The sequence below is a fragment of the Mesorhizobium shangrilense genome (assembly GCF_040537815.1).
GTDB lineage: Bacteria > Pseudomonadota > Alphaproteobacteria > Rhizobiales > Rhizobiaceae > Mesorhizobium > Mesorhizobium shangrilense.
Window position 1 is genome coordinate 605265 of record NZ_JBEWSZ010000001.1, and the last position, 23329, is coordinate 628593.

A 23329-nucleotide genomic window follows, 5' to 3' on the forward strand; every position below is an offset into this window, starting at 1 on the left:
ACTCTGAGGCCTGTTGCGCTCAAGAAGAAATTGCAGTCACAGCGCCAGTGATTTCACTTTGCTGCGAAATGCCCCGACAATTTTAATTGCCGCACTGCTTCAACTGTTCGGCATAGTCGCGGGCCATCTTCTCGGTGGCCCGCGCGTAGTTCTGCACGCCGGCGTCACCGCGATTGCCGCGGCCATAGGCGGTCCAGCCGAGATAGTAGGCCAGATAGAGATTGTAGGTGTCGTTGCGGGCGACGCCGTATGTGTCGGCAGTCTTGGAATGATACCAGCCGACGAAATCGACGGCATCGGCGAATTTTGTCCGCCGCGCCGCCCAGTTTCCGGTTTCGCTCTGATATTGCGACCAGGTGCCGTCCAGCGCCTGCGAAAAGCCGGTGGCCGAGGAAACATGCTTCCAGGGAATGAAGCCGAGAAGCTTGGTGCGCGGCGGCCGGGCATTGCTCTTGAATCCCGACTCCTTGCGCACCGTCGCCATCAGCACGGGAACCGGCACGCCGTATTTCTGCTGGGTGCGTTCGGCCGCCGACTGCCAATTGTCGAACCAGCCGTCATTCTGGTCGAAGACGGCGCAGACATTGTTGATATGGCTTGGCGCCGTGGCGCAGGCCGACAGCGCCAGCAGTACGGAAACCGCGACAATTTTACTAAAACTCGACCTACGCATTGGGCGAGCTTTAGGCCGAAAACATAAAGGGAATCTTTCCGCGTCCGTTAACGCTGAACGGGTCACTTCGGCCAGGATGGATCGACGAAGACTATTTCGACGCCTTGTGTCGCTTTTGTTTTATCTGTCTTGAGAATATGCCGCCTTGGCTAAAATCACGCCGGCAAATGGCGAATTCCTGACAGCCCGATCGCCACGCCAGGGCTTTGATGCCCCGCATGAATGAACCCAGACGCAAGCGCGGCGCCGAGCGCACCAGCAACAGGGGGCCATCGGCCATCCCGCAACTGCCCCCGAGGCAGGTCAAAAATCCTTATCCGCCGATGGCGGTGCTGTCGGCCGACCAGATCGAGGCGATCCACCAGGCCTCGATGCACATATTGGAGAATTTCGGCATCGAGGTGATGAGCCCGCGCGCGCTTTCGCTGTTCGAGAAAGTGGGTGCCAGGGTCGATCATGCGTCGGCCAACGTTCGCATTGATCGCGGTATGGTTGCCGATGCGCTGAAGACCACGCGCTCCAGCTATACGCTGACACCGCGCAATCCGGCCAACACCGTTCATCTCGGCGGTAACACCATCAACTTCACGCTCGTTGCAGGGCCGCCCAATGTGCACGACATGGAACGCGGCCGCCGCGCCGGAAACTTGCGTGACTATTCAGACCTGACGCGGCTGGCGCAGCATTTCCACTGCATCCACATGCTCGGCAACCAGGTCTGTGCGCCGGTGGAGCTGCCGGCCAATTCCCGCCATCTCGACACCTATTTCACCAATCTGACGCTGACCGACAAGAGCTTCCATGTCTCGGCGATCGGCCGGGGCAGGGCGCTGGACGGCATCGAGATGATGGCGATTTCACGCGGGCTGACGCTCGACCAGATGGCTGATGATCCCGGCGTCACCACCATCATCTCGGTCAACTCGCCGCGCCGTTTCGACGAGATGATGGCAGAGGGGCTGATGACCATGGCCGAGTTCGGCCAGTCGGTGGCGGTGACACCCTTCACGCTGATGGGGGCGATGAGCCCGGCGACGCTGGCCGGCGCGCTGGCGCAGCAGAATGCCGAGGCGCTGTTCGGCGTGGTGCTGACGCAGCTTGTGCGGCCCGGCGCACCGGTCATGTATGGCGCCTTCACCTCCAATGTCGACATGAAGTCGGGCGCGCCGGCCTTCGGCACGCCGGAAAACACCAAGGCCAACATCGCCTCCGGCCAGTTGGCGCGACGCTATGGTCTGCCCTACCGCACCACGCCGGGCTCAGCCTCCAACGCGGCCGACGCCCAGGGCGCCTATGAAACGCTGATGGCGCTGTGGGGCGCGGTGCTCGGCCACGGCAATCTCGTTTACCACGCCGCCGGTTGGCAGGAGGGCGGGCTGACGGCGTCGTTCGAAAAATTCATCATCGATGTCGAGATGATCCAGCACATGATGGAGTTCCTGCGTCCCATCGAAGTCAACGAGGCCGAGCTTGCCGTCGAGGCGCTGGGTGCGGTGCCGACCGGCGGGCATTTCTTCGGCGAGCCGCACACGCTGGAGCGCTACGCGACGGCGTTTTACCAGCCGATGCTGTCCAACTGGCAGAACTATGAAGCCTGGCAGGAAGCCGGCGGCCTCGACGCCACGGCACGCGCGACGCGGCTGTGGAAGAAGGCGCTGGAGGACTATGTCGAGCCAGTGATGGATATCTCGGTGCGCGAGGCACTGGAGGCTTATGTGGCCAGGCGCAAGGAAGCGATCGGGCAAGGCGAGCCGTGATGGTCGCAACTTCGCATCCCGTTCATCTTACCCATCCAACTCCCTGAAATAACGAGAAGAATCCATGAAATCGCATGCAAAGGTCGTGGTCATCGGCGGTGGCGTCGTCGGTTGCTCGGTGCTGTTCCATCTCGCCCGCCATGGCTGGACCGACGTTGTGCTGCTGGAGCGCGACGAGCTGACCTCCGGCTCGACCTGGCACGCAGCCGGCGGCATGCATACGATCAATGGCGACCCCAACGTCGCCAAGCTGCAGAAATACACGATCTCGCTCTACAAGGAGATCGAGGAACTGTCGGGGCAGGCGACAGGCGTGCACCTGACCGGCGGCGTGCTGCTGGCGGCGACCGAGGCGCGGCTTGACTGGTTGCGCGGCGTCGTCGCCAAGGGCCGCTATCTCGGCATCGATCTCGAGGAAATCTCGCCGAAGGAGGCGGCGGAGCTGATGCCGCTGCTCGACCCCAGGCAGTTCGTCGGCGCCGTCAGAAACTCTGAGGACGGCCACCTCGATCCGTCCGGAGTCACCCATGCCTATGCCAAGGCCGCGCGCAAGCTGGGCGCTGAGGTGGAGCGCTTCACCAAGGTCGAGGACATCGTGCGGCGCGCCGACGGGATGTGGCGGGTCATCACCAACAAGGGCGAGGTGGTGGCCGAGCATGTCGTCAATGCCGGAGGCCTGTGGGCGCGCGAGGTCGGCCGCATGGTCGGGCTGGAACTGCCGGTGCTGGCCATGGAGCACATGTACCTGATCACCGAGGACATGCCGGAGGTCGCCGCCTGGAACGCCAAGACCGGCACCGAGATCATCCACGCGGTCGATTTCGACGGAGAGCTGTACCTGCGCCAGGAGCGCGGCGGCATGCTGATGGGCACCTATGAGAAGGCCAACAAGCCGTGGTCTGAATACCAGACGCCGTGGAATTTCGGCCATGAATTGCTGGCGCCGGACATCGACCGCATCGCACCGTCGCTGGAGGTCGGCTTCCGGCATTTCCCGGCGTTCCAGAACACCGGCATCAAGCAGATCATCAACGGTCCCTTCACCTTCGCGCCGGACGGCAATCCGCTGGTCGGGCCGGTGCGCGGCCTGCCGGGTTTCTGGGTGGCCTGCGGCGTCATGGCCGGCTTTTCGCAGGGCGGCGGCGTTGGGCTTGCGCTGTCCAACTGGATGATCGAAGGCGATCCAGGCGCTGATATCTGGGCGATGGACGTCTCGCGCTATGGCGACTGGGCGACGATGGCCTACACCAATGCCAAGGTGCGCGAGAATTATTCCAGGCGGTTTTCGATCCGCTTTCCCAATGAGGAGTTGCCGGCCGGACGGCCGCTGAAGACGACGCCCATCTACGATCTGTTGTCGGCCAAGGGGGCGCAGTTCGGTGTCGCCTACGGGCTTGAGGTGCCGCTGTGGTATGCGCCCGAAGGCGTCAAGGACGAGTTCTCCTGGCGGCGCTCCAGCGATTTCAAGCATGTCGCCAAGGAGGTGGAGACGGTCCGTTCGGGCGTCGGCCTGTCGGAGATTTCGAGCTTCGCCAAGTACAAGGTGACGGGCGAGGGGGTGGCCGCTTGGCTCGACCAGATGCTCGCCTGCAAATTGCCGAAGCCCGGCCGCATGACGCTGGCGCCGATGCTGAAGGAAGACGGCAGGCTGATCGGCGATTTCACGCTGGCCAATCTCGGCAGCGAGGGGTGGTTCCTGGCCGGCTCCGGCATTGCCGAGCAATACCATATGCGCTGGTTCGAAAAGCATCTGCCCGATGATGGCTCGGTTCGCATCGAGGCGCTGGGCGCCAAGCTCACCGGCCTGTCGATCGCCGGGCCGAAGGCGCGCGATGTGCTGGCCAAGGCCACACGGGCGGATGTGTCCAACACAGCGGTTCCGTTCATGGCCATAGGCCGGATGGATATCGGCATGGCGCCGTGCCTGGTGGGTCGCGTCAGCTACACCGGCGATCTCGGCTACGAGATCTGGGTGGCGCCGGAATATCAGCGCGCCGCCTATCAGGCATTGATGGCTGCCGGCGAGGAATTCGGCATCGGCCTGTTCGGCTCGCGGGCCCTCAACGCGCTGCGGTTGGAGAAGAATTATGGCTCATGGGGGCGCGAATACCGGCCGATCTACGGGCCGCTGGAAGCCGGGCTCGACCGTTTCGTCGCCTATGGCAAGGAGGCGGATTTCATTGGCAAGGCGGCAGCGCTGGCCGAGCGTAAGCAGGGCGGCAAGCTGCGCCTGCGCGCCTTCATCGTCGAGACGCAAGATGCCGATGTGATCGGCGACGAGCCGATCTGGTTTGGTGGCGCCGTACGTGGCTGGGTGACGTCGGGCGGCTACGCGCATCATTCGAAAAAATCCGTCGCCTTGGGCTATGTGCCGAAGGAGATCGCCGACGAGACCGACGGCTTCGAGATCGAACTGCTTGGCAATCGCCACGCGGCACGCATGCAGGCTGCGCCGCTGTTCGATGCCAATTTCGAGCGGATGCGTGGCTAGGGTTCCAGCCGCGCCAGACACGGATCAGGCGCGACGGTTTTCCAGCGCGAAAGCGCCGGCGCCGGCGAATATCAGATAGAGGAAGATGAAGCAGAAGGAGATCGCCGCGTCGCCGCTGTTGTTGACCGGGAAGAAGTCGCGCGGCATGTGCGCCATGAAGTAGGCGATCGCCATTTCGCCAGCCAGGAGGAACGCGACCGGGCGGGTGAACAGGCCAAGTGCCAGCAGGATACCGCCGGCGAATTCTAGGATGCCTGCGGTCAGCGACAGGCTGCCCAGAGCATGGGGTTGGGCGCTTATCGGGAAATTGAACAGCTTCTGGCTGCCGTGTTCGATGAACTGCAAGGCAGTCACGATGCGCAGCACGCCAAGGGCCTGCGGCTGGTATCTGGCGAGGCTGTTGAAAAGCTTCATCTAAAACTCCATTTATCTCTCCCAGACCGGCCATAGATTATCGCCCGGCAATGGACCATTCACTTCCTACGGGGTGCCATCAACAATCAGTGATTGGAAATGTCCCGAGTCTGATCATCAATATTCGTTCTCCTCATGGTTGCAATATTATCGCTATGGTTGTATGAATGTTTGAACGTTCAAAACCATACGAGCTTCCTTTGTCATGAAAAAAGTCGTCATCAGTTTGGTCGCAATCCTTGCAGCCACCAGCTTCGCCAATGCCGCCGATGCCGGTTGCGCTGCCTTCAAATGGCCGGTTACACGCGAGCAGGCACTGTTTGCCGCAGCGCCAGGTGCGCAGCCTGGCGTCTCCTTGGCGGTCGGCGAGGCTGCCGATGTGACATTGGTTCCGGTCGACACGATCAGCTTCACCGTTCCGCCGCAGCGCGCGCCGGCAAATGGCACGTTCGGTGCGACGGCAAACGTGGCGGTGCCGCCGGAAGGAGAACTGCAGATAAGCCTCTCCGGTGAGGCTTGGATCGATGTCGTCCAAGACGACCGTGCGGTGAAGTCAGCAGGGTATAGCGCGGCAAAAACCTGCGCCGGCATTCGCAAAAGCATTCGTTTCAAGCTGTCGGCCGGTCCGGCTACCATTCAACTCAGTGGTGTGAAGGACCGGAGCATCAAGGTCGCGGTGCTGGCGCCGGAATGAATCCCTGACGTCTCTCTCATCGCGCCGGGCGGCGCGATGAGATCTGCCCGGCATGAGGCCGATTCAGCGCACCGGCGCCAGAAGCGCGAAATGCGCGCCTTGCGGGTCCTGGCACTGGACGATCCACTGGTTGCTCGGAACCGCCATCGGGCCCATCAGCACCTTGCCGCCATTGTCGGTGACGCGTTTGGTCGCCGCATCGATGCCCTCGACATTGAAATAGAACTGCCACACAGGAACGGGGATCTGCGCCGGCTTGTTCATCATGCCGCCGCCGGATTCTGGACCAGCCGTGAAGGTCATGTAGATGCCCATCTCGCCCATGTCGAATTCGCCGGCCTTGGCCCAGCCATACTCGCTGGAATAGAAATCGAAGGCGGCCTTCCAGTCGCTCGTATAGAGTTCATGCCAGCCAATATGGCCAGGCGTGGTTGCCGGCACGACCGGCTGGTCCGGACCGTTGGGCTGCAGGAACATGAAGGTCGCGCCTTGCGGATCGGCGACCACGGCGAAACGGCCGACGCCGGGAATATCGTCGGGCGCGCGATGCACCGCACCGCCGACTTTCTTCAGCGATGCCGTCGAGGCCTCGATATCCTTGGTGTGGATGTAGCCGATCCAGGCCGGCGGCATGCCCATCTTGGTGGCGTCTTCCGGCATGGTCATCAGCCCGCCGACGCCGCGATCACCGGCATTGACCACGATGTAGCGGGGCATGCCGGGCGCCTTGTCGAAGGCTTCAGCCCTCCAGCCGACGACGGCTGTGTAGAATGCCTCGGCCGCATCGAGATCGGTGGTCATCAGTTCATACCAGAAGAAGGGCATCGGGGACTTTGCCATTGTCGGGCTCCTTGCGTTTCCAGTTGTCGATCGGGGGTTCGATCCATCCTAGGACGATCTTCGCGACGGAAATCCGACAAACGGGAGAGAAAGTATTACGCCAGGGCAGGTGCCATGGCTTCAGATGGTTCGACCTCCCATAACATGAGTAAAAAAATCATGTTATTATCGGGGCATTTCAATGGCTTAGGTCGAAAATTGACCAATTGATAAAAAAATAAAACGTGCTAGCCTTCCTCAAAACAAAACATGGGGAACTGAGAATGCCAGAGGGCCAGTTCAAGGAAGGCATTGCCGGCGGACGGCTTTCGCCCGACCAGTACGCGGACAATTTTTCCGACCTGCATCCGCCGCTCGATCACCACGAGGCGCTGGTCGAATCCGATCGCTGCTATTTCTGCTATGATGCGCCGTGCATGAATGCATGCCCGACCTCGATCGACATTCCCCTGTTCATCCGCCAGATCTCGACCGGCAATCCGATCGGTTCGGCCAAGACGATCTTCGACCAGAACATCCTGGGCGGCATGTGCGCCCGCGTCTGTCCGACCGAGACGCTGTGCGAGGAGGTTTGCGTGCGCGAGGTGGCCGAGGGCAAGCCGGTGCAGATCGGCCGTCTGCAGCGCTATGCCACCGACGTCGCCATGGCCGAGAACAAGCAGTTTTATCAGCGCGCTACCCCGACGGGGAAGACGGTTGCCGTGGTTGGCGCCGGTCCGGCCGGCCTTGCCGCCGCGCACCGGCTCGCCCGCCATGGCCATGACGTGACCATCCTGGAAGCGCGCCCGAAGGCCGGCGGTCTCAACGAATATGGCATCGCCGCCTACAAGAGCGTCGACAATTTCGCCCAGGCAGAAGTCGACTACGTGACCGCGATTGGCGGTATCGACATCCAGAACGGCAAGGCGCTCGGCCGCGACTATCAACTCTCCGACCTGATCCGCAATTACGACGCGGTGTTCCTCGGCATGGGGCTTGGCGGCGTCAACGCGCTGCGCGCCGATGGCGAGGACGCCGACGGCGTCACCAATGCGGTGGAGTTCATCGCCGAACTGCGCCAGGCCAGCGACCTTTCCGGCCTGCCGGTTGGCCGGCGCGTCGTCGTCATCGGCGGCGGCATGACGGCGATCGACGCTGCGGTGCAATCGAAGCTACTCGGCGCCGAGGAGGTGACGATCTGCTACCGGCGCGGCCAGGAGCACATGAACGCTTCCGGGTTCGAGCAGGATCTGGCGGCCGCCAACGGGGTCACCATCCGCCACTGGCTGCAGCCCAAGCGGGTGATTGCCGAAGGGGGCAAAGTATCAGCCATCGAAGTCGAATACACCGCCATGAATGGCGACAGGCTCGCCGGTACCGGCGAGACGCTGACACTCATCGCCGACCAGGTGTTCAAGGCCATCGGCCAGAGCTTTGTCCCAACTGCGCTCAACGGCAGCGGCGCATCGATCGAACTGGAAGCCGGCCGCATCAAGGTCGATGCCGAGGGGCGCACTTCGCTGGCCAAGGTATGGGCCGGCGGCGACTGCATCTTTGGCGGCGACGACCTGACCGTCTCGGCCGTGGCGCAGGGGCGCGACGCGGCGGAGAGCATCAACAGGAGTCTTACGCAGGGATAGAGATCATGGCCACGGTGGAACCGGGCATCGCCCGTCACTACGACGTATCGGGTCTGGAGGAGCTGATCATTGCCACCCTGGCAGGCACCGGCGTGGACGTTGCCCATCTGCGCGCCAGCGATCTCGAAGCGGTCGACGAATTCCACATTGGCGGTGTGGCCGCCACCAGGGAACTCATCGATCAGATGGGCCTGAAGCCGGCGAGCAAGCTACTCGATATCGGGTCGGGCGTCGGCGGTCCGGCCCGCTTTGTCGCCAACAATGTTGGCGCCGATGTCACCGGCATCGACCTGACGCAGAGCTATGTCGATATCGCGACCAGCCTGTCGAAGCGGGTGGGACTGGCCGACAAGACGCGCTTCGTGCAGGGCAGCGCGCTGGACATGCCATTTGGCAACGCAAGCTTTGACGCGGCAATGATCCTGCATGTCGGCATGAACCTGCCAGACAAGCCGAAGCTGATGAGCGAGGCCGCGCGTGTGTTGCGGCCGGGTGGGATCTTCGCCGTTTATGATGTGATGCGCCTCAAGGCCGGAGCGCTGTCTTTCCCGCTACCCTGGGCTTCAACCGAGGCGATATCCTTCGTCGCCACGCCTGATGATTATCGTTCTGCCGCCGCCGCCTCGGGGTTCTCGGTGATTGCCGAGCGGCCACGCGGCGCCTTTGCCATCGAGTTCTTTGCCGCGATGCGTGCGCGCATGGCAGCCGCACAAGCGGACGGCAAGAAGTCGCCGCCCGGTGTGGGCCTGATCATGGGCGACCAGGCCCGCACAAAGATCGCCAATCTCACCGCCGCGCTTGAAGGCGGCATTCTTGCACCCGTCGAATTGCTCCTTCGTCTCGGCTGAAAGGGACCTGTCATGGCTGACATCCGCAATAATTTCGTCGGCATCAAATCGCCCAATCCGTTCTGGCTGGCCTCGGCGCCGCCGACCGACAAGGCCTACAACGTCATCCGTGCCTTCAAGGCCGGCTGGGGCGGTGTGGTCTGGAAGACGCTGGGCGAGGAAGGCCCGCCGGTGGTCAATGTAAACGGCCCGCGCTACGGCGCGATCTGGGGCGCTGACCGCCGCCTGCTCGGTCTCAACAACATCGAACTGATCACCGATCGCGACCTGCAGACCAATCTGCGCGAGATGAAGCAGGTCAAGATGGAGTGGCCCGATCGGGCGCTCATCGCCTCGATCATGGTGCCTTGCGAAGAAGAGAGCTGGAAAGCCATCCTGCCGCTGGTCGAGGAGACCGGTGCCGACGGTATCGAGCTCAATTTCGGCTGCCCGCACGGCATGTCGGAGCGCGGCATGGGTGCCGCCGTCGGCCAGGTGCCGGAATATATCGAAATGGTGGTGCGCTGGTGCAAGCAATACACGCGCATGCCCGTCATCACCAAGCTGACACCCAACATCACCGACATCCGCAAGCCGGCGCGTGCGGCGCATGCTGGCGGCACCGACGCGGTATCCCTGATCAACACCATCAATTCGATCACCGGCGTCGACCTCGACAGCTTCGCGCCGATGCCGACCATCGATGGCAAGGGTTCGCATGGCGGCTATTGCGGCCCGGCGGTGAAGCCGATCGCCATGAACATGGTGGCCGAGATTGCGCGTGATCCCGAAACCCACGGCTTGCCGATCTCCGGCATCGGCGGCATCACCACCTGGCGCGACGCCGCCGAATTCATGGCGCTCGGCGCCGGCAATGTGCAGGTCTGCACGGCGGCGATGACCTACGGCTTCAAGATCGTGCAGGAGATGATCGCCGGCCTCGAAAACTGGATGGACGAGAAGGGCCACCGCTCGCTCGACGACATTATCGGCCGCGCCACGCCCAACGTTACCGACTGGCAGTATCTCAATCTCAACTACATCGCCAAGGCGCATATCGACCAGGACGCCTGCATCAAATGCGGCCGCTGCCACATCGCCTGCGAGGACACGTCGCACCAGGCGATCACCAGCATGGTCGATGGCGTCAGGCACTTCGAGGTGATCGAGGCCGAATGCGTCGGCTGCAATCTGTGCGTCAATGTCTGCCCCGTCGAGAACTGCATCACCATGGAACCGCTGGCGGCCGGCGCGATGGATGAGCGTACCGGCAAGCCGGTGTCGCCGATCTACGCCAACTGGACGACGCACCCGAACAATCCGATGGCCAAGGTGGCCGCGGAGTAGGGTTTGCCACTAACGGTTTAGCTCAATCGCCCTGTGTGTCCGCACGGGGCGATTTTGTATTGTACTAACTGCCGAGGTTGGCGCTGCCCCTCATTGTCCTGCCGGACATTTCTCCCCGTATAGAGACGGGGAGAAATGGGCTTGAAAGCAACGCTTGCGCCCTTCTTGCCACGCCGAAAATTGGCGAAATCGTCTATGACCGCGTCTTTCTCCCCGTCTCTATACGGGGAGAAATGCCCGGCAGGGCAATGAGGGGCAGCGCGGCCCTCTGAAATGACCAGTGTCTTTCCCGCTCCTACAGCAACACAAATCATCATCTCGAAAGCGGTGATTTCTCAATCTCCCTATTGCAGATAAAAAGTATCCACGATAATAAATATCCATGAATTGGAGACCAAGACAATGAAACTGGGCGAGGGCGTTGAAGCGGCCATCCACTGTGCCTCCATGCTGGCCAGCGTGGAGGGCGACGCGACCATGCCGGGCGCCGCCATGGCGGAGTCCTTTGGCCTGTCGCCGAGCTATCTCCTGAAGCATCTCAACATGCTGAGCGCGGCGCGCATCCTGGAGTCGGTGCCGGGGCCTGCTGGTGGCTACCGGCTGGCGCGGCCGGCAGAGCGCATCACGCTGCTCGACATCGTGCTGGCGGTCGAAGGGCGCGAACCGGCCTTTCGCTGCGGCGAAATCCGCCGCAACGGTCCGGTCAAGCTCGACGCCTCGGCCTATGTCAAACCCTGCGGCATCAATGCCGCGATGCTGAAGGCCGAGCGCGCCTATCGGGCCGCGCTGGCTGAGACCAAGCTGTCTGACATCGTGGCGGATTACGCTACGGAGGGAGATCCCAGATCGTTTGCCGCGAGCTGCGCCTTCGTGGCGCGCCACCAGCGGCCGCAGAAATCCAGTTCCATCCTTCAACCCCCAAAGCAGACGTGAAAGGAAAGACGATGAAACAGAGGATGCAATTCTACGCCAAGGCGCCCGAGATCATGAAGGCGGTGTCGGCGCTCAACAAGGCGGTCGACGAATGCGGGCTCGAGGTCAGCCTGCTGCATCTGATCAAACTCCGGGCTTCGCAGATCAATGGCTGTTCCTACTGCGTCGAGATGCACAGCCGCGAGGCGAAGCGCGATGGCGAAACCGAGCAGCGGCTCTACCTGGTCTCGGCCTGGAAGGAATCGCCGCTGTTCTCCGAGCGCGAACGCGCCGCCTTCGCCTGGACCGAGGCGGTGACTTTGATCGCCAACAATGGCGTGTCGGACGAGCTCTATGCACGCACGCTGGAGCATTTCTCGGAAGAGGAACTGGTCAAGCTGTCCGTTGCACTCGGCATGATCAACACCTGGAACCGGCTGTGCATTCCTTTCCAGGCCATTCATCCGATGCCGGCCGCCAAGGCGGCCTGACTATCCGATCGTGTTTTGGGGCGCCGCCGCAAAAGGCGGCGCCCCAAGAGTTTTCAAAGGGAGCGTTTGATGCCTGCCGATTTGCCTTCGACCTTGTTGTTTCTCGGCCGCCTGTTGCTTGGCGGTGCCTTTGTTTTTGCTGGCCTGCGCAATATCCAGAACGCGGCCTTCCTGGCCCAGCTGATGGCCGCGCGCGGCGTGCGGCAGGCCCGGCTTGCGCTATGGGTCGGCATTGTGCTCCAGGTCATCGCCGGCGTTATGTTGATGGCTGGCCTGTGGACGGCGATCGCCTGCGCGGTGCTGGTGCTGTTCCTGATCGCCGCCACGCCGATGTTCCACAATTTCTGGGATCATCAGGGCCCGGACCGTGCTTCCCGTATCAACGGCTTCGTCGGCAATGTCGCACTGGGCGGTGGTTTCCTGACGCTGATGGCGCAGGCGCTCTGAAGTCAGGCCGCGAACCGCAGGCCGCCGTCACAGGTCAGAACCTGGCCTGTCATGAAGCCGTTGGAGACGAGGAAGGCGATTGCGCCGGCGACATCCTCGGCGCGGCCGATGCGGCCGACCGGCGTCTTGCCGGCATAGTCGGCAAAGATCGCCTGCCGTTGTTCGGTGGCCAGAAAATCCCACCAGGGCGTGTCTATGACGCCAGGCGCCACGACGTTGACGCGCAGGGGCTTCAATTCCACGGCGAGGATCGGCACCACGGTCAGCAGCATGCCGTTTATGGCGCCGATGCCGGCGATGCCAGGCATGGCGACCTGAGCCGACACTGCCGATATGAAGGTGACGGATCCGCTCTTGCTGAGCGTCGGCAAGGCTGCCTGCAGGCAGGACAATTGCGGCCGCACCTTCTCGTCGACGCCGCTGCCAATATCGGCAAGATCGAGCGTCGCGAACGGACCGAGGCCCTTGCCACCGCTCGCGGCCAGAACGAGATGGTCGAAGGGGCCGAGACGCTCGAAGAACTGACGCACTTCATCCGGCTTCGAAGCATCGAACGCCGCCTTTTCGGCGGCGCCGCCGAGGCTCTTCCAGGCACTGTTCAACTTGTCCTGGTTGCGTCCGGTGATGGTCACCTTCATGCCCGGGCCAAGCAGTTTTCGCGCTGTCGCCAGGCCGATGCCGGACGAGCCGCCGATGATGACTGTGTGTTCGATCTTGTTGGTCATGAAAGTTGTTCCTTCGATGCTGCGGAAGCCAGTCCGACGAGGTCGAGGCTCAGGCTGCGCAATTGCTGTCTTGCCTTGGCGTCATAGGCCTGGGCATCGGCGCGCGATTCCCGCTTGCCGTCGAAATAGAGGCCGCTGCGTCCTTCCAGCGCGGGCGAGGTGGCGAGGTTGAGGATGGCGTCGGCGCCGGTTTCGACTGAGTTCCATGGGGCGACGCCGGCTTGCCGGACCATGGTGGTGTTCATGTAGCTGGCCGGGTGCAGCGCGTTGACGGTGACGCCGGTGCCTTTCAGTTGCTCCGCCAGGTCGACGGTGAACAGGATCTGCGCCAGCTTGCTCTGGCAGTAGGCGCGCACGCCGTCATAGGAGCGGGTCAACATGACGTCGCCAAAATCGATCGCCTGCTGGCCGGCCGAGGCGACATTGACGATGCGCGCCGGGGTACTGGCCTTGAGCAACGGCAGAAGTTCCGATGTCAGCAGGAAGCCGGCGAGATAGTTGACGGCAAAGCGCAGTTCGTAGCCGTCGGCGCTGACCTGTCTTTTGGCGCCGGCGGTGCCGATGCCGGCATTGTTGATGAGGACGTCGAGCCGGTTGGTTCTGCCGCGCACGGCCTCGGCGAGGCGTCGAACCTCGGCCAGCGAAGCGAGGTCGGCGACGAGCAGTTCGGCCTTGCCGCCGGCGGCTTCGATCTCGGCGACGGTCGCCTTGCCGCGCGTTGCATCGCGGCCGTGCACCAGCACGCGGGCACCAGCGGCGCCCAGCCTTTGCGCGACCATGCGGCCGACACCGTCGGTTGAGCCGGTGATGAGGATTGTCTTGTCTTTCAGGTTCATGTCCAGAGCCTCCATTCTGTGCTCTGGACGGAAGATGGGACGCCCGGCGGATGCCAAACAGTTCAAACTTTATCCTGGTATCAATACTGCTATAATGCGCGGATGGACGCTCCCTCACATTCCGCTGAAGACAGCCGCCGGCGCGAACTCGGCGCGTTCCTGCGCTCGCGCCGCGAAAGGCTGACGCCTTCGGCGACGGGCATCTCGGCGGGTCTCAGGCGGCGCACGCCCGGGCTTCGGCGCGAGGAGGTGGCGATGATCGCTGGCGTCGGCACCACCTGGTATACTTGGCTGGAGCAGGGCAGGGAGGTGCGGCCCTCCGTCGAAGTGCTGACGGCGCTCTGCGGAGCGCTGCGCCTGGACCCGGCAGAGAAGCGGCATCTTTTCACGCTCGCCGGTCGCCAGCAGCCCGAGCGGCGGCGCATTGCACCGGCGAAGGTCGAAGGCCCCTTGCTGCATATGCTGCAGAGCCTTGTCCTGCAGCCGGCCTATGTCGTCGGACCGCGCTGGGATGTGCTGGCCTGGAATGATGCGGCGGTGGCCATCTTCGGCGACTACGGCCTGCTGGAAGGCGACGCCCGCAACATCATCCATGGCGTGTTCACCGATCCCCGCCGGCGGCACCTGCTGGTAGACTGGGAAGAGCTGGCGCGCGCATCTCTTGCCGCATTCCGTGCCGAAAGCGCGAAGTATATTGGCGATCCGGATTTCGAGCGGCTGATTGCGCTGATGATGCGCTCGAGCCCCGAGTTCCGTGAATGGTGGCCGCAGCGCGACGTGGTGCACCGCCTGTCCGGCGTGAAGCACATCCGGCACCCGATCGCCGGCGCCATGGCGTTCGAGCATATGAGCCTTTCGATCGATGACGGCTCGGACATGAGACTGATCGTCTACACGCCGCTCGCCGAACAGAACTCGATCGCCAAGTTGCGGAAACTGCTGGACGAACTTCCGGCCGAGCGGCGCAGCGCCTGAGACTGGCTGGCGGCAACCCCTCAGCTTCGTCATACCAGGGCGAAGCAGCCGCACAGCGGCTTCGTGGAGACCCTGGGATCAATGCCGTCACCTTGGCCCTGGAGCGCAGCGGTGCAGAATTCTGAACCGTAGCAGCGCGTTGAAGTCGCGGCATGGATCCCGGGGTCTGCGCCGCGTCGCTTCGCTCCTTGCTTCGCCCCAGGATGACGAAGAGAGAGCTGCTTCGGCTAATCTCGAAGGGTTGCGACAGCCGAGCGAAAGTTGAATGCCACCTGCCTGACCATTCTGCCGCTAGCTTTTCGGCTTCAGCCCGTCGATGAACAGTTGCTCCAGGAACCTTGCCGCATCCTCGAAGCGGCCGTCGCCGCCACGATCGGCGCCCAACACCGCGCGGACCTGGACGTCGAAATCGGCATAGTGCTGGGTCGTTGCCCAGATCGAGAAGATAAGGTGCCAGGGGTCGGTCTTGGCGATCTTGCCGGCGCGCATCCAGCCCTTGATGACGGTCGCCTTCTCGTCGACCAGCGTCTTCAGTTCGCCGGCCAGCAACGGCATGATGCGCGGCGCGCCCTGCAGGATCTCGTTGGCGAACAGCCGGCTCTCTCGGGGGAAATCGCGCGCCATTTCGAGTTTGCGCCTGATGTAGCTGCGCAACTCGGTCAGGGGATCACCGATATCGTCGAGTTCTCTGAGCGGCGCCAGCCAGGTGTCGAGCAGCCGCTGCATCAGCGTTTCGTGGATGTCTTCCTTGCGGCGGAAATAATAGAGCAGGTTCGGCTTCGACATGCCGGCGGCTTCGGCGATCTGGTCTATGGTCGAGCCGCGAAAGCCGTTGGTGGAGAAAACCTCGAGCGCCGCCTCGAGAATGAGCTCGCGCTTTTCCATCTGGATGCGGGTGCGGCGAGGGGCTTCCGTACTGGTCGTCACCGTTGCAAGCCCTCGCTTTGACTGTCATCTGGACCAATTCTCTGGACCAGTTTTTCTCCGGCCTGTGGAGCGCGCTTCCAATGCCGCATTTCCGCTAGTAATCCCTTGACCGCCGACATGGCGGTGCTAACGTTTGTCCAACCGGTCAAAAATTTGCGTAGCACGAAAACGCAACAAAGACCAAGCGTTGGCCGCACCGAAACAGGTTACAAGGGGAAGTCTTGGTCATGTCCAACCGGCTGAAAGTCACGCCGAACGATCTTAGTGCATTCTGGATGCCGTTCACGGCAAACCGGCAGTTCAAGCAGGCGCCGCGCATGATGGTGTCCGCCAAGGACATGCATTACACGACGAGCGACGGCCGCAAGGTTCTCGACGGCACCGCGGGCCTGTGGTGCGTCAATGCCGGCCACTGCCGGCCGAAGATCACCGAGGCGATCCAGCATCAGGCCGCCGAGCTCGACTATGCGCCGGCCTTCCAGATGGGACACCCGATCGTGTTCGAACTGGCCAACCGCCTGGTCGACTTGGCGCCGAAGGGCATGGATCACGTCTTCTTTACCAATTCCGGTTCGGAATCGGTGGAAACCGCGCTGAAGATGGCGATCGCCTATCACCGCGTGAGGGGCGAGGGCGCGCGCACCCGCCTGATCGGCCGCGAGCGTGGCTATCACGGCGTCAATTTCGGCGGCATCTCGGTCGGCGGCATCGTCAGCAACCGCAAGATGTTCGGCACGCTGCTCGGCGGCGTCGACCACATGCCGCACACGCATCTGCCGGAAAAGAACGCCTTCTCGAAGGGTGTGCCGGAATATGGCGCGGAACTCGCCAACGAGCTGGAGCGCATCGTCACCCTGCATGACGCCTCGACCATCGCCGCCGTTATCGTCGAGCCCGTCGCCGGCTCCACCGGCGTCATCCTGCCGCCCAAGGGCTACCTGCAGAAGCTTCGCGAAATCTGCACCAAGCACGGCATCCTGCTGATCTTCGACGAGGTCATCACCGGTTTCGGCCGCCTCGGCACGCCGTTCGCGGCCGATTATTTCGGCGTCACGCCCGACATCATGACGACTGCCAAGGGCGTCTCCAACGGCGTCATCCCGATGGGGGCGGTGTTCGTGAAGAAGGAAATCCACGATGCCTTCATGACCGGCCCGGAGCATATGATCGAGTTCTTCCACGGCTACACCTATTCGGGCAACCCGATCGCCTGCGCTGCCGCATTGGGCACGCTCGACACCTACAAGGAAGAGGGCCTGCTGACCCGCGGCGAGGAGTTGGGGCCGTATTGGGAAGACGCGCTGCATTCGCTGAAGGGCGAGCCGCATGTCATCGATATCCGCAACATCGGCCTGATCGGCGCGATCGAGTTGGCGCCGATCGCAGGTGAGCCGACCAAGCGGGCCTTCTCGGCCTTCCTCAAGGCGTTCGAACGCGGCGCGCTGATCCGCACCACCGGCGACATCATCGCGCTGTCGCCGCCGCTGATCATCACCAAGGGCCAGATCAACGAACTGATCGACCATGTGCGGGATGTGCTGAGGTCGATCGATTGAAGGACTGGGCGCGGATATCCCTCCCCCTTGAGGGGAGGGTGGCCGCGAAGCGGTCGGGTGGGGTCGGTGCGGCAGTGCGCCGACCTGATCTTTTGCTGCGAGGCCGCTCCTGATGCCCCGTACCCGCGTGAGCTTCGAAATGCGCCAGAAGGCGCGCGCGCTTCGAGTTCACGCGACCAAGGGCGAATCCCTTCTGTGGTATGAACTGCGGGAGCTGAAATCAGCCGGCATCAAGTTTCGCCGCCAGTGCCCGATTGGGCCTTACATCGTCGACTTCGCTTGCCTGGCGGTGAAGCTGATCGTTGAGGTCGATGGCGATCTGCACGAATACGAGAAGGCCAAGCGGCACGATGCCGTTCGTGATGCCTATCTGCGCTCACTCGGGTTTGACATCTTTCGTGTTGACGAGCCCGATGTCATAAACAACGCTTGGCATGTCGCGCAGGTGGTCAAGGGGAAGGTCGAGCGCACGGTCGACGACCCCACCCGACCGCTTCGCGGCCACCCTCCCCTCGAGGGGGAGGGGGACGCCGGCGACCCGCAATCGATGAGGTTTTAGAGCATGGCCGCACCCGGCGAGAATCTGCGAATCAATTCAGACCGTTTGTGGGATTCGCTGATGGAGATGGCGAAGATTGGCCCCGGCATTGCCGGCGGCAACAATCGCCAGACCGTGACCGACGAGGACGGCGAGGGCCGGCATCTGTTCAAGCGCTGGTGCGAGGCGGCCGGGCTCGAAATGGGCCTCGACGAGATGGGCACGATGTTTGCCCGCCGCGAAGGCACCGATCCCAGCCTGCCGCCGGTCTATGTCGGCAGCCATCTCGACACCCAGCCGACGGGTGGCAAATATGACGGCGTGCTCGGCGTTCTCGGCGGGCTTGAGGTGGTGCGCTCGCTCAATGATCTCGGCATCAAGACCAGGTATCCGATCGTCGTCACCAACTGGACGAACGAGGAAGGCTCGCGCTTCGCTCCGGCGATGATGGCGTCAGGCGTGTTCGCCGGCGTGCTCGACCAGGCCGATGTCTACCAGCACACGGACAAGAACGGCAAAAAATTCGGCGAGGAACTGGAGCGCATCGGCTGGAAAGGCACCGAGAAGGTCGGTGATCGCAAGATTCACGCCTTCTTCGAACTGCATATCGAGCAGGGGCCGATCCTTGAGGATGAAGACATCGACATTGGCGTCGTCACCCACGGCCAGGGCTTGAAATGGCTGCAGGTGACGCTGACCGGCAAGGAAGCGCATACCGGCTCGACGCCAATGCCCAAGCGCCGGAACGCCGGGCTCGGCATGGCCCGCGTGATCGAGTTGGTGCACGAGATCGCCATGGACTACCAGCCTGACGCCGTCGGCGCGGTCGGTCATATGGAGGTCTATCCGAACTCGCGCAACATCATCGCCGGGCGCACCGTCTTCACCATCGACATCCGCTCTCCGGAAAAGGAAGTGCTCGACGCGATGGACGGCCGCATCCGCGAAGGCATCGACACGATCTGCGATGCGCTCGATATCAAATATGCGATCGAGCAGGTCGGCGCTTTCGACCCGGTCACCTTTGACAAGGGCTGCGTCAAGGCAATCCGCGATGCCGCCGACCGGCTCGGCTATTCCCATCGCAACATCGTGTCCGGCGCCGGCCATGATGCCTGCTGGATCAACCGCGTTGCGCCCACCGCGATGGTGATGTGCCCCTGCGTTGATGGGTTGTCGCACAACGAGGCCGAGGAGATCACCAAGGAATGGGCCTCGGCCGGCGCCGACGTGCTGTTCCATGCTGTGGTGGAGACAGCTGTCATCGTGGAGTGAATCTGTGGGCGTCCGGGAAGACGATCGGCAGCGCAAGGCGTACGGAAAAGCCTGGGAGGCCGGGTTGCGGCCGGCGATGAAGGGAAAAGGGTGGCAGAAGTATTGGAGTTCGATTTCGAGAAGGGATGGACCGTGGTTCATCTGCGCGGAATGCATCCTACTTTGGCCTACGCGTAGGCTACAGTTTCTTCTGCAGGCCAAGCCGATGACACTGGATCTACTGCTATGGAAGATCATAGGGGCACAGGGTAACGAGGCGGAGCCTTTGTCATTCAGGAAGTGGGGTGCATTTACTTGTAAACCGCCAACCTTTGCGGAGAAAATCGTTGAATGCGGGGCTCCGGAACAGATGGCAGTTGATTTTGTGCAATTTGCAACTTCCGAGAGGTCGTCGACCTTGCACGAACTGCCATTGAAACCGTTCTCGACGATCTTGGAAACAAAGGCAGAGAAGGACTCGGTCGGAATGCTGTCGACGACGAGGGTTTTGTCCTTGTTGGACGAGGAGAAATATGACGAAGCAATATCTTTTCTGACCGGCAATTTTGCGAAGGGTGTTTCCATCAACGTCGCTAGGCCTGATGCCCAGGGGCGCATCAGATCGATCAGCTTCTTCGACTTGGCACATGACTATGCTCTGTCGAAAAAGGGGCGAGCTTTGGCGGCGACAGTTGGATGAAGCCGCAACGCCGTACCTGATCTAAATCGAGCAAGCGCTCGCAAGAAGCGCGACAGCACAAGGGAACAAGAAAATGACCAAAGTCATCAAGAACGGCACGGTTGTCACCGCAGACCGCAGCTGGAAGGCCGACGTTCTGTTCAGCCACGGCAAGATTGTCGCCATCGGTTCCGACCTGCATGGCGACCATGAGTTCGACGCCACCGGCTGCTATGTGATGCCGGGCGGCATTGATCCGCACACCCATCTCGAAATGCCGTTCATGGGCACCTATTCTGCCGATGATTTCGAATCCGGCACGCGCGCAGCGCTTGCCGGTGGTACCACGATGGTCGTCGATTTCTGCCTGCCGGCGCCGCAGCAGTCGCTGTTGGAGGCCCTGCAGATGTGGGATAACAAGACCTCGAAGGCTGCCTGCGACTATTCCTTCCACATGGCGATCACCTGGTGGGGCAAGCAGGTGTTCGACGAGATGGCTGATGTCGTCGACAAGGGCATTACCTCGTTCAAGCACTTCATGGCCTACAAGGGCGCGCTGATGGTGGATGACGACGAGATGTATGCGTCGTTCCAGCGCTGCGCCGACCTCGGCGCGCTGCCGCTGGTGCATGCCGAGAATGGCGACGTGGTCGCGGCGCTTTCGCAGAAACTGCTTGCCGCCGGCAACAACGGCCCCGAAGGCCACGCCTATTCGCGTCCACCGGAAGTGGAGGGCGAGGCCACAAATCGCGCCATCATGATCGCCGACATGGCCGGCGTGCCGCTCTATGTCGTGCATGTCTCCTGCGAGCAGAGCCACGAGGCCATCCGCCGGGCGCGCCAGAAGGGTATGCGCGTGTTCGGCGAGCCGCTGATCCAGCATCTGACGCTGGATGAGAGTGAATACTTCGACAAGGATTGGGATCATGCGGCGCGCCGTGTGATGAGCCCGCCCTTCCGCAACAAATTGCATCAGGATTCGCTGTGGGCCGGCCTGCAGGCTGGATCGCTTCAGGTGGTGGCGACCGACCACTGCGCGTTCACCACCAAGCAGAAGCGCTTTGGCGTCGGTGATTTCACCAAGATCCCCAACGGTACCGGCGGGCTCGAGGACCGCATGCCGGTTCTGTGGACCAAGGGCGTCAATACCGGGCGGCTGACGATGAACGAATTCGTCGCGGTGACCTCGACCAATATCGCTAAGATACTCAACATGTATCCGAAGAAAGGCGCCATCGTCGAAGGCGCGGATGCCGACATCGTCGTCTGGGATCCAAGACGCAAAAAGACCATTTCGGCTGGCAAGCAGCAATCGGTGATCGACTACAACGTCTTCGAGGGCGTCGAGGTGACCGGCCTGCCTCGCTTTGTGTTCTCGCGCGGCGAACTGTCGATCCAGGAGGCCGAGGTCAAGGCCAAGCCCGGCCATGGCGAATTCGTCGGCCGCGAGCCGAACGCGGCGGTCAACCGGGCGCTGTCGACCTGGAAGGAGATCACCGCGCCGCGCAAGGTGGAGCGGACGGGCATTCCGGCCACTGGAGTCTGAGCATGCGGGCTCTTCATCTTGCCGTCGCGGCGACCGCGATGCTGACCGCCGGGCAGGCCTTGGCCGCCGGCATCGACCTGTCCAAGCCCTTTGGCAACAAGTCCGGCTGCGTCAACAAGAATGGCCAGGAAGTCTATGCCGAGGACATGCTGCTGTTGACCGACAAGGAACTGATCACAGCGGCCAGCGCCTGCACCTTTGGCGACAAGAAGGCGCAGGCCGACGGCTCGCTGGTGGTGAAGGCCGAATGCCAGGCGGAAGGCGAGGACGGCCAGCAGGCCACCCAGTTCACCATCAAGCAAAGCGCCAAGAGCGCCAAAGGGCTCGTAATCGTCGACGAGGACGGCAATGTGATGGGCGAAGTCTCCCGGTGCCGATGACGGGGAGGCTCTGCCCACCCCCGCAAGCTTCATGCGACCAGGGCATCGAGCTCCGGCAGCAGGACGACGCTTTCCTGTTCGTTGGGATCGGTGCGGGCAATGACCGCCGAAGAGGGGGCGCCGCTCAGATTGGCCGGCAGATGCGGCACGCCGGCCGGAATGTAGAAGAGGTCGCCGGCCTTCACGACGATATGATGCTCGAGCCGGTCGCCATACCAGGTATGGACTTCGCCGGAGAGCACGTAGATCGCCGTTTCGTGGCTCTCATGCATATGGGCCTTGGCGCGGGCGCCGGGCGGCATGGTCAGCATGTGCATGCAGATGCCGGAGGCGCCGACGGTTTCGGCGGCGATGCCAGCGAAATAGGTCAAACCCTGCTTGCCTTCATAAGTGCTTTCAGGGCGGATAAGATGACAAGTCGGTTTAGGCGACATCGGGGAAACTCCGGGCGTCGATCGAGTGGGACAAGACCAATGGGACGGGGCGAGTGGAAAACAACATCGCGATAAAAGCAATCGGATTCCAGCCGGCGCCGCAGCGGTGGGAACAGGCAGGCCGCAGCCGATGACAGGGACCTCGCCAGCCGTCGTTTCGGCAAGCAAACTTGGCCTCACCTTCCAGACCAATGACGGCCCCGTGCAGGCGCTGTCCAATGTCGACCTGACCATCGGCAAGGGTGAGTTCGTCTCCTTCATCGGCCCGTCCGGCTGCGGCAAGACCACCTTGCTGCGCGTCATCGCCGATCTGGAGAAGCCGACTTCGGGCACCATTTCGGTCAACGGCATGACGCCTGAACAGGCGCGCGAGAAACGCGCCTACGGCTATGTCTTCCAGGCCGCCGCGCTGTTTCCTTGGCGCACGATCGAGCGCAATGTCGGGCTGCCGCTGGAGATCATGGGCCTGTCCAAGGCGGATCAGGCGGAGCGCATCAAGCGCACGCTCGACCTCGTCAACCTCTCCGGCTTCGAGAAGAAATACCCCTGGCAGCTTTCCGGCGGCATGCAGCAGCGCGCCTCGATCGCCCGCGCGCTGGCCTTCGACGCAGACCTCTTGTTGATGGACGAGCCGTTCGGCGCGCTGGACGAGATCGTACGCGACCACCTCAACGAGCAATTGCTGGAACTGTGGGGGCGGACAAACAAGACGATCTGCTTCGTCACCCATTCCATTCCCGAAGCCGTGTACCTGTCGACGCGCATCGTCGTCATGTCGCCACGCCCGGGGCGCGTCAGCGACATCATCGAGTCCACGCTACCCAAGGAACGGCCGCTCGATATCCGCGAGACGCCGGAGTTTTTGGCGATCGCCGCGCGGGTGCGCGATGGGTTGAGGGCAGGGCACAGCTATGATGATTGAGCGCCCTGACCAGCGAGCGCCCCACGCGTTCGTCATCCTAGGGCG

The 23329-nt window shown here is 62.5% G+C and carries 24 protein-coding genes; 17 read left to right on the top strand and 7 right to left on the bottom strand.

Annotated features, from left to right (window positions below):
• Positions 1 to 82 precede the first annotated feature (82 nt).
• On the bottom strand, positions 83 to 673 hold the full coding sequence (locus tag ABVQ20_RS03235) for a transglycosylase SLT domain-containing protein (RefSeq protein ID WP_354458052.1): 591 nt from the start codon (positions 671 to 673) through the stop codon (positions 83 to 85).
• A gap of 218 nt (positions 674 to 891) precedes the next feature.
• On the opposite strand from ABVQ20_RS03235, the gene ABVQ20_RS03240 reads away from it, so the two are divergent.
• Positions 892 to 2430 (top strand): trimethylamine methyltransferase family protein, encoded by a 1539-nt coding sequence (locus ABVQ20_RS03240; RefSeq protein WP_354458053.1) that lies wholly within the window; start codon positions 892 to 894, stop codon positions 2428 to 2430.
• Between the two features lie 64 nt (positions 2431 to 2494).
• Entirely contained in the window at positions 2495 to 4921 is a 2427-nt protein-coding gene (locus ABVQ20_RS03245; protein WP_354458054.1) for a GcvT family protein, read from the top strand.
• Positions 4922 to 4945: 24 nt separating this feature from the next.
• Here the strand turns inward: ABVQ20_RS03245 and ABVQ20_RS03250 are convergent, their stop codons facing one another.
• Positions 4946 to 5335: a DoxX family protein gene (locus ABVQ20_RS03250; RefSeq protein WP_354458055.1), complete on the bottom strand. Its 390-nt coding sequence runs from the start codon at positions 5333 to 5335 to the stop codon at positions 4946 to 4948.
• A gap of 205 nt (positions 5336 to 5540) precedes the next feature.
• Here ABVQ20_RS03250 and ABVQ20_RS03255 point away from each other — a divergent pair, with 205 nt between their 5' ends.
• Positions 5541 to 6029 carry a hypothetical protein gene (locus ABVQ20_RS03255; RefSeq protein ID WP_354458056.1) on the top strand — a complete coding sequence of 163 codons (489 nt, stop codon included), beginning with the start codon at positions 5541 to 5543 and terminating at the stop codon, positions 6027 to 6029.
• A gap of 63 nt (positions 6030 to 6092) precedes the next feature.
• Here ABVQ20_RS03255 and ABVQ20_RS03260 read toward each other — a convergent pair whose 3' ends face one another.
• Positions 6093 to 6869 carry a VOC family protein gene (locus tag ABVQ20_RS03260; protein WP_354458057.1) on the bottom strand — a complete coding sequence of 259 codons (777 nt, stop codon included), beginning with the start codon at positions 6867 to 6869 and terminating at the stop codon, positions 6093 to 6095.
• 263 nt (positions 6870 to 7132) lie between these two features.
• Between ABVQ20_RS03260 and ABVQ20_RS03265 the strand changes: the two genes are divergently transcribed.
• From ABVQ20_RS03265 to ABVQ20_RS03290, 6 genes are all read left to right on the top strand, one after another.
• Positions 7133 to 8488 (top strand): NAD(P)-dependent oxidoreductase, encoded by a 1356-nt coding sequence (locus ABVQ20_RS03265; protein WP_354458058.1) that lies wholly within the window; start codon positions 7133 to 7135, stop codon positions 8486 to 8488.
• A gap of 5 nt (positions 8489 to 8493) precedes the next feature.
• Positions 8494 to 9336 carry a class I SAM-dependent methyltransferase gene (locus tag ABVQ20_RS03270; protein WP_354458059.1) on the top strand — a complete coding sequence of 281 codons (843 nt, stop codon included), beginning with the start codon at positions 8494 to 8496 and terminating at the stop codon, positions 9334 to 9336.
• 12 nt (positions 9337 to 9348) lie between these two features.
• The gene (gene preA, locus ABVQ20_RS03275; RefSeq protein WP_354458060.1) at positions 9349 to 10662 is read left to right on the top strand and encodes an NAD-dependent dihydropyrimidine dehydrogenase subunit PreA; all 1314 of its coding nucleotides are present in this window, start codon (positions 9349 to 9351) and stop codon (positions 10660 to 10662) included.
• Between the two features lie 402 nt (positions 10663 to 11064).
• A complete protein-coding gene (locus ABVQ20_RS03280; RefSeq protein WP_354458061.1) occupies positions 11065 to 11595 on the top strand; it encodes an RrF2 family transcriptional regulator in 531 nt (176 codons plus the stop codon).
• Between the two features lie 11 nt (positions 11596 to 11606).
• The gene (locus ABVQ20_RS03285) at positions 11607 to 12065 is read left to right on the top strand and encodes a carboxymuconolactone decarboxylase family protein (protein WP_354458062.1); all 459 of its coding nucleotides are present in this window, start codon (positions 11607 to 11609) and stop codon (positions 12063 to 12065) included.
• Positions 12066 to 12134: 69 nt separating this feature from the next.
• Positions 12135 to 12512, top strand: a complete 378-nt coding sequence (locus tag ABVQ20_RS03290; RefSeq protein WP_354458063.1) for a DoxX family protein — start codon at positions 12135 to 12137, stop codon at positions 12510 to 12512.
• Between the two features lie 2 nt (positions 12513 to 12514).
• On the opposite strand, the gene ABVQ20_RS03295 is transcribed toward ABVQ20_RS03290, so the two are convergent.
• Together ABVQ20_RS03295 and ABVQ20_RS03300 are read right to left on the bottom strand one after the other, a co-directional pair.
• Positions 12515 to 13237, bottom strand: a complete 723-nt coding sequence (locus ABVQ20_RS03295) for an SDR family oxidoreductase (protein WP_354458064.1) — start codon at positions 13235 to 13237, stop codon at positions 12515 to 12517.
• Positions 13234 to 14073 carry an SDR family NAD(P)-dependent oxidoreductase gene (locus tag ABVQ20_RS03300; protein ID WP_354458065.1) on the bottom strand — a complete coding sequence of 280 codons (840 nt, stop codon included), beginning with the start codon at positions 14071 to 14073 and terminating at the stop codon, positions 13234 to 13236. Before ABVQ20_RS03300 ends, ABVQ20_RS03295 begins: the two co-directional genes overlap by 4 nt.
• A 102-nt stretch (positions 14074 to 14175) precedes the next feature.
• Between ABVQ20_RS03300 and ABVQ20_RS03305 the strand changes: the two genes are divergently transcribed.
• Positions 14176 to 15048, top strand: a complete 873-nt coding sequence (locus tag ABVQ20_RS03305; RefSeq protein WP_354458066.1) for a helix-turn-helix transcriptional regulator — start codon at positions 14176 to 14178, stop codon at positions 15046 to 15048.
• Between the two features lie 291 nt (positions 15049 to 15339).
• Here ABVQ20_RS03305 and ABVQ20_RS03310 read toward each other — a convergent pair whose 3' ends face one another.
• The gene (locus ABVQ20_RS03310) at positions 15340 to 15975 is read right to left on the bottom strand and encodes a TetR family transcriptional regulator C-terminal domain-containing protein (RefSeq protein ID WP_354458067.1); all 636 of its coding nucleotides are present in this window, start codon (positions 15973 to 15975) and stop codon (positions 15340 to 15342) included.
• A 227-nt stretch (positions 15976 to 16202) separates the two neighbouring features.
• On the opposite strand from ABVQ20_RS03310, the gene aptA reads away from it, so the two are divergent.
• The 6 genes from aptA (at position 16203) to ABVQ20_RS03340 (ending at position 21928) form a co-directional block, all read left to right on the top strand.
• Positions 16203 to 17531 carry an omega-aminotransferase AptA gene (gene aptA / locus ABVQ20_RS03315; protein WP_354458068.1) on the top strand — a complete coding sequence of 443 codons (1329 nt, stop codon included), beginning with the start codon at positions 16203 to 16205 and terminating at the stop codon, positions 17529 to 17531.
• Between the two features lie 112 nt (positions 17532 to 17643).
• A complete protein-coding gene (locus tag ABVQ20_RS03320) occupies positions 17644 to 18090 on the top strand; it encodes an endonuclease domain-containing protein (protein WP_354458069.1) in 447 nt (148 codons plus the stop codon).
• A 3-nt stretch (positions 18091 to 18093) separates the two neighbouring features.
• Positions 18094 to 19344: a Zn-dependent hydrolase gene (locus ABVQ20_RS03325; protein WP_354458070.1), complete on the top strand. Its 1251-nt coding sequence runs from the start codon at positions 18094 to 18096 to the stop codon at positions 19342 to 19344.
• Between the two features lie 205 nt (positions 19345 to 19549).
• Positions 19550 to 20023: a hypothetical protein gene (locus ABVQ20_RS03330; protein ID WP_354458071.1), complete on the top strand. Its 474-nt coding sequence runs from the start codon at positions 19550 to 19552 to the stop codon at positions 20021 to 20023.
• Positions 20024 to 20096: 73 nt separating this feature from the next.
• Positions 20097 to 21548, top strand: a complete 1452-nt coding sequence (gene hydA / locus ABVQ20_RS03335; RefSeq protein WP_354458072.1) for a dihydropyrimidinase — start codon at positions 20097 to 20099, stop codon at positions 21546 to 21548.
• A 2-nt stretch (positions 21549 to 21550) separates the two neighbouring features.
• Entirely contained in the window at positions 21551 to 21928 is a 378-nt protein-coding gene (locus tag ABVQ20_RS03340) for a hypothetical protein (protein WP_354458073.1), read from the top strand.
• Positions 21929 to 21957: 29 nt separating this feature from the next.
• On the opposite strand, the gene ABVQ20_RS03345 is transcribed toward ABVQ20_RS03340, so the two are convergent.
• Positions 21958 to 22362, bottom strand: a complete 405-nt coding sequence (locus ABVQ20_RS03345) for a cupin domain-containing protein (protein WP_354458074.1) — start codon at positions 22360 to 22362, stop codon at positions 21958 to 21960.
• Between the two features lie 130 nt (positions 22363 to 22492).
• Between ABVQ20_RS03345 and ABVQ20_RS03350 the strand changes: the two genes are divergently transcribed.
• Positions 22493 to 23284, top strand: a complete 792-nt coding sequence (locus tag ABVQ20_RS03350; protein WP_354458075.1) for an ABC transporter ATP-binding protein — start codon at positions 22493 to 22495, stop codon at positions 23282 to 23284.
• The last annotated feature ends 45 nt before the right edge of the window (positions 23285 to 23329 follow it).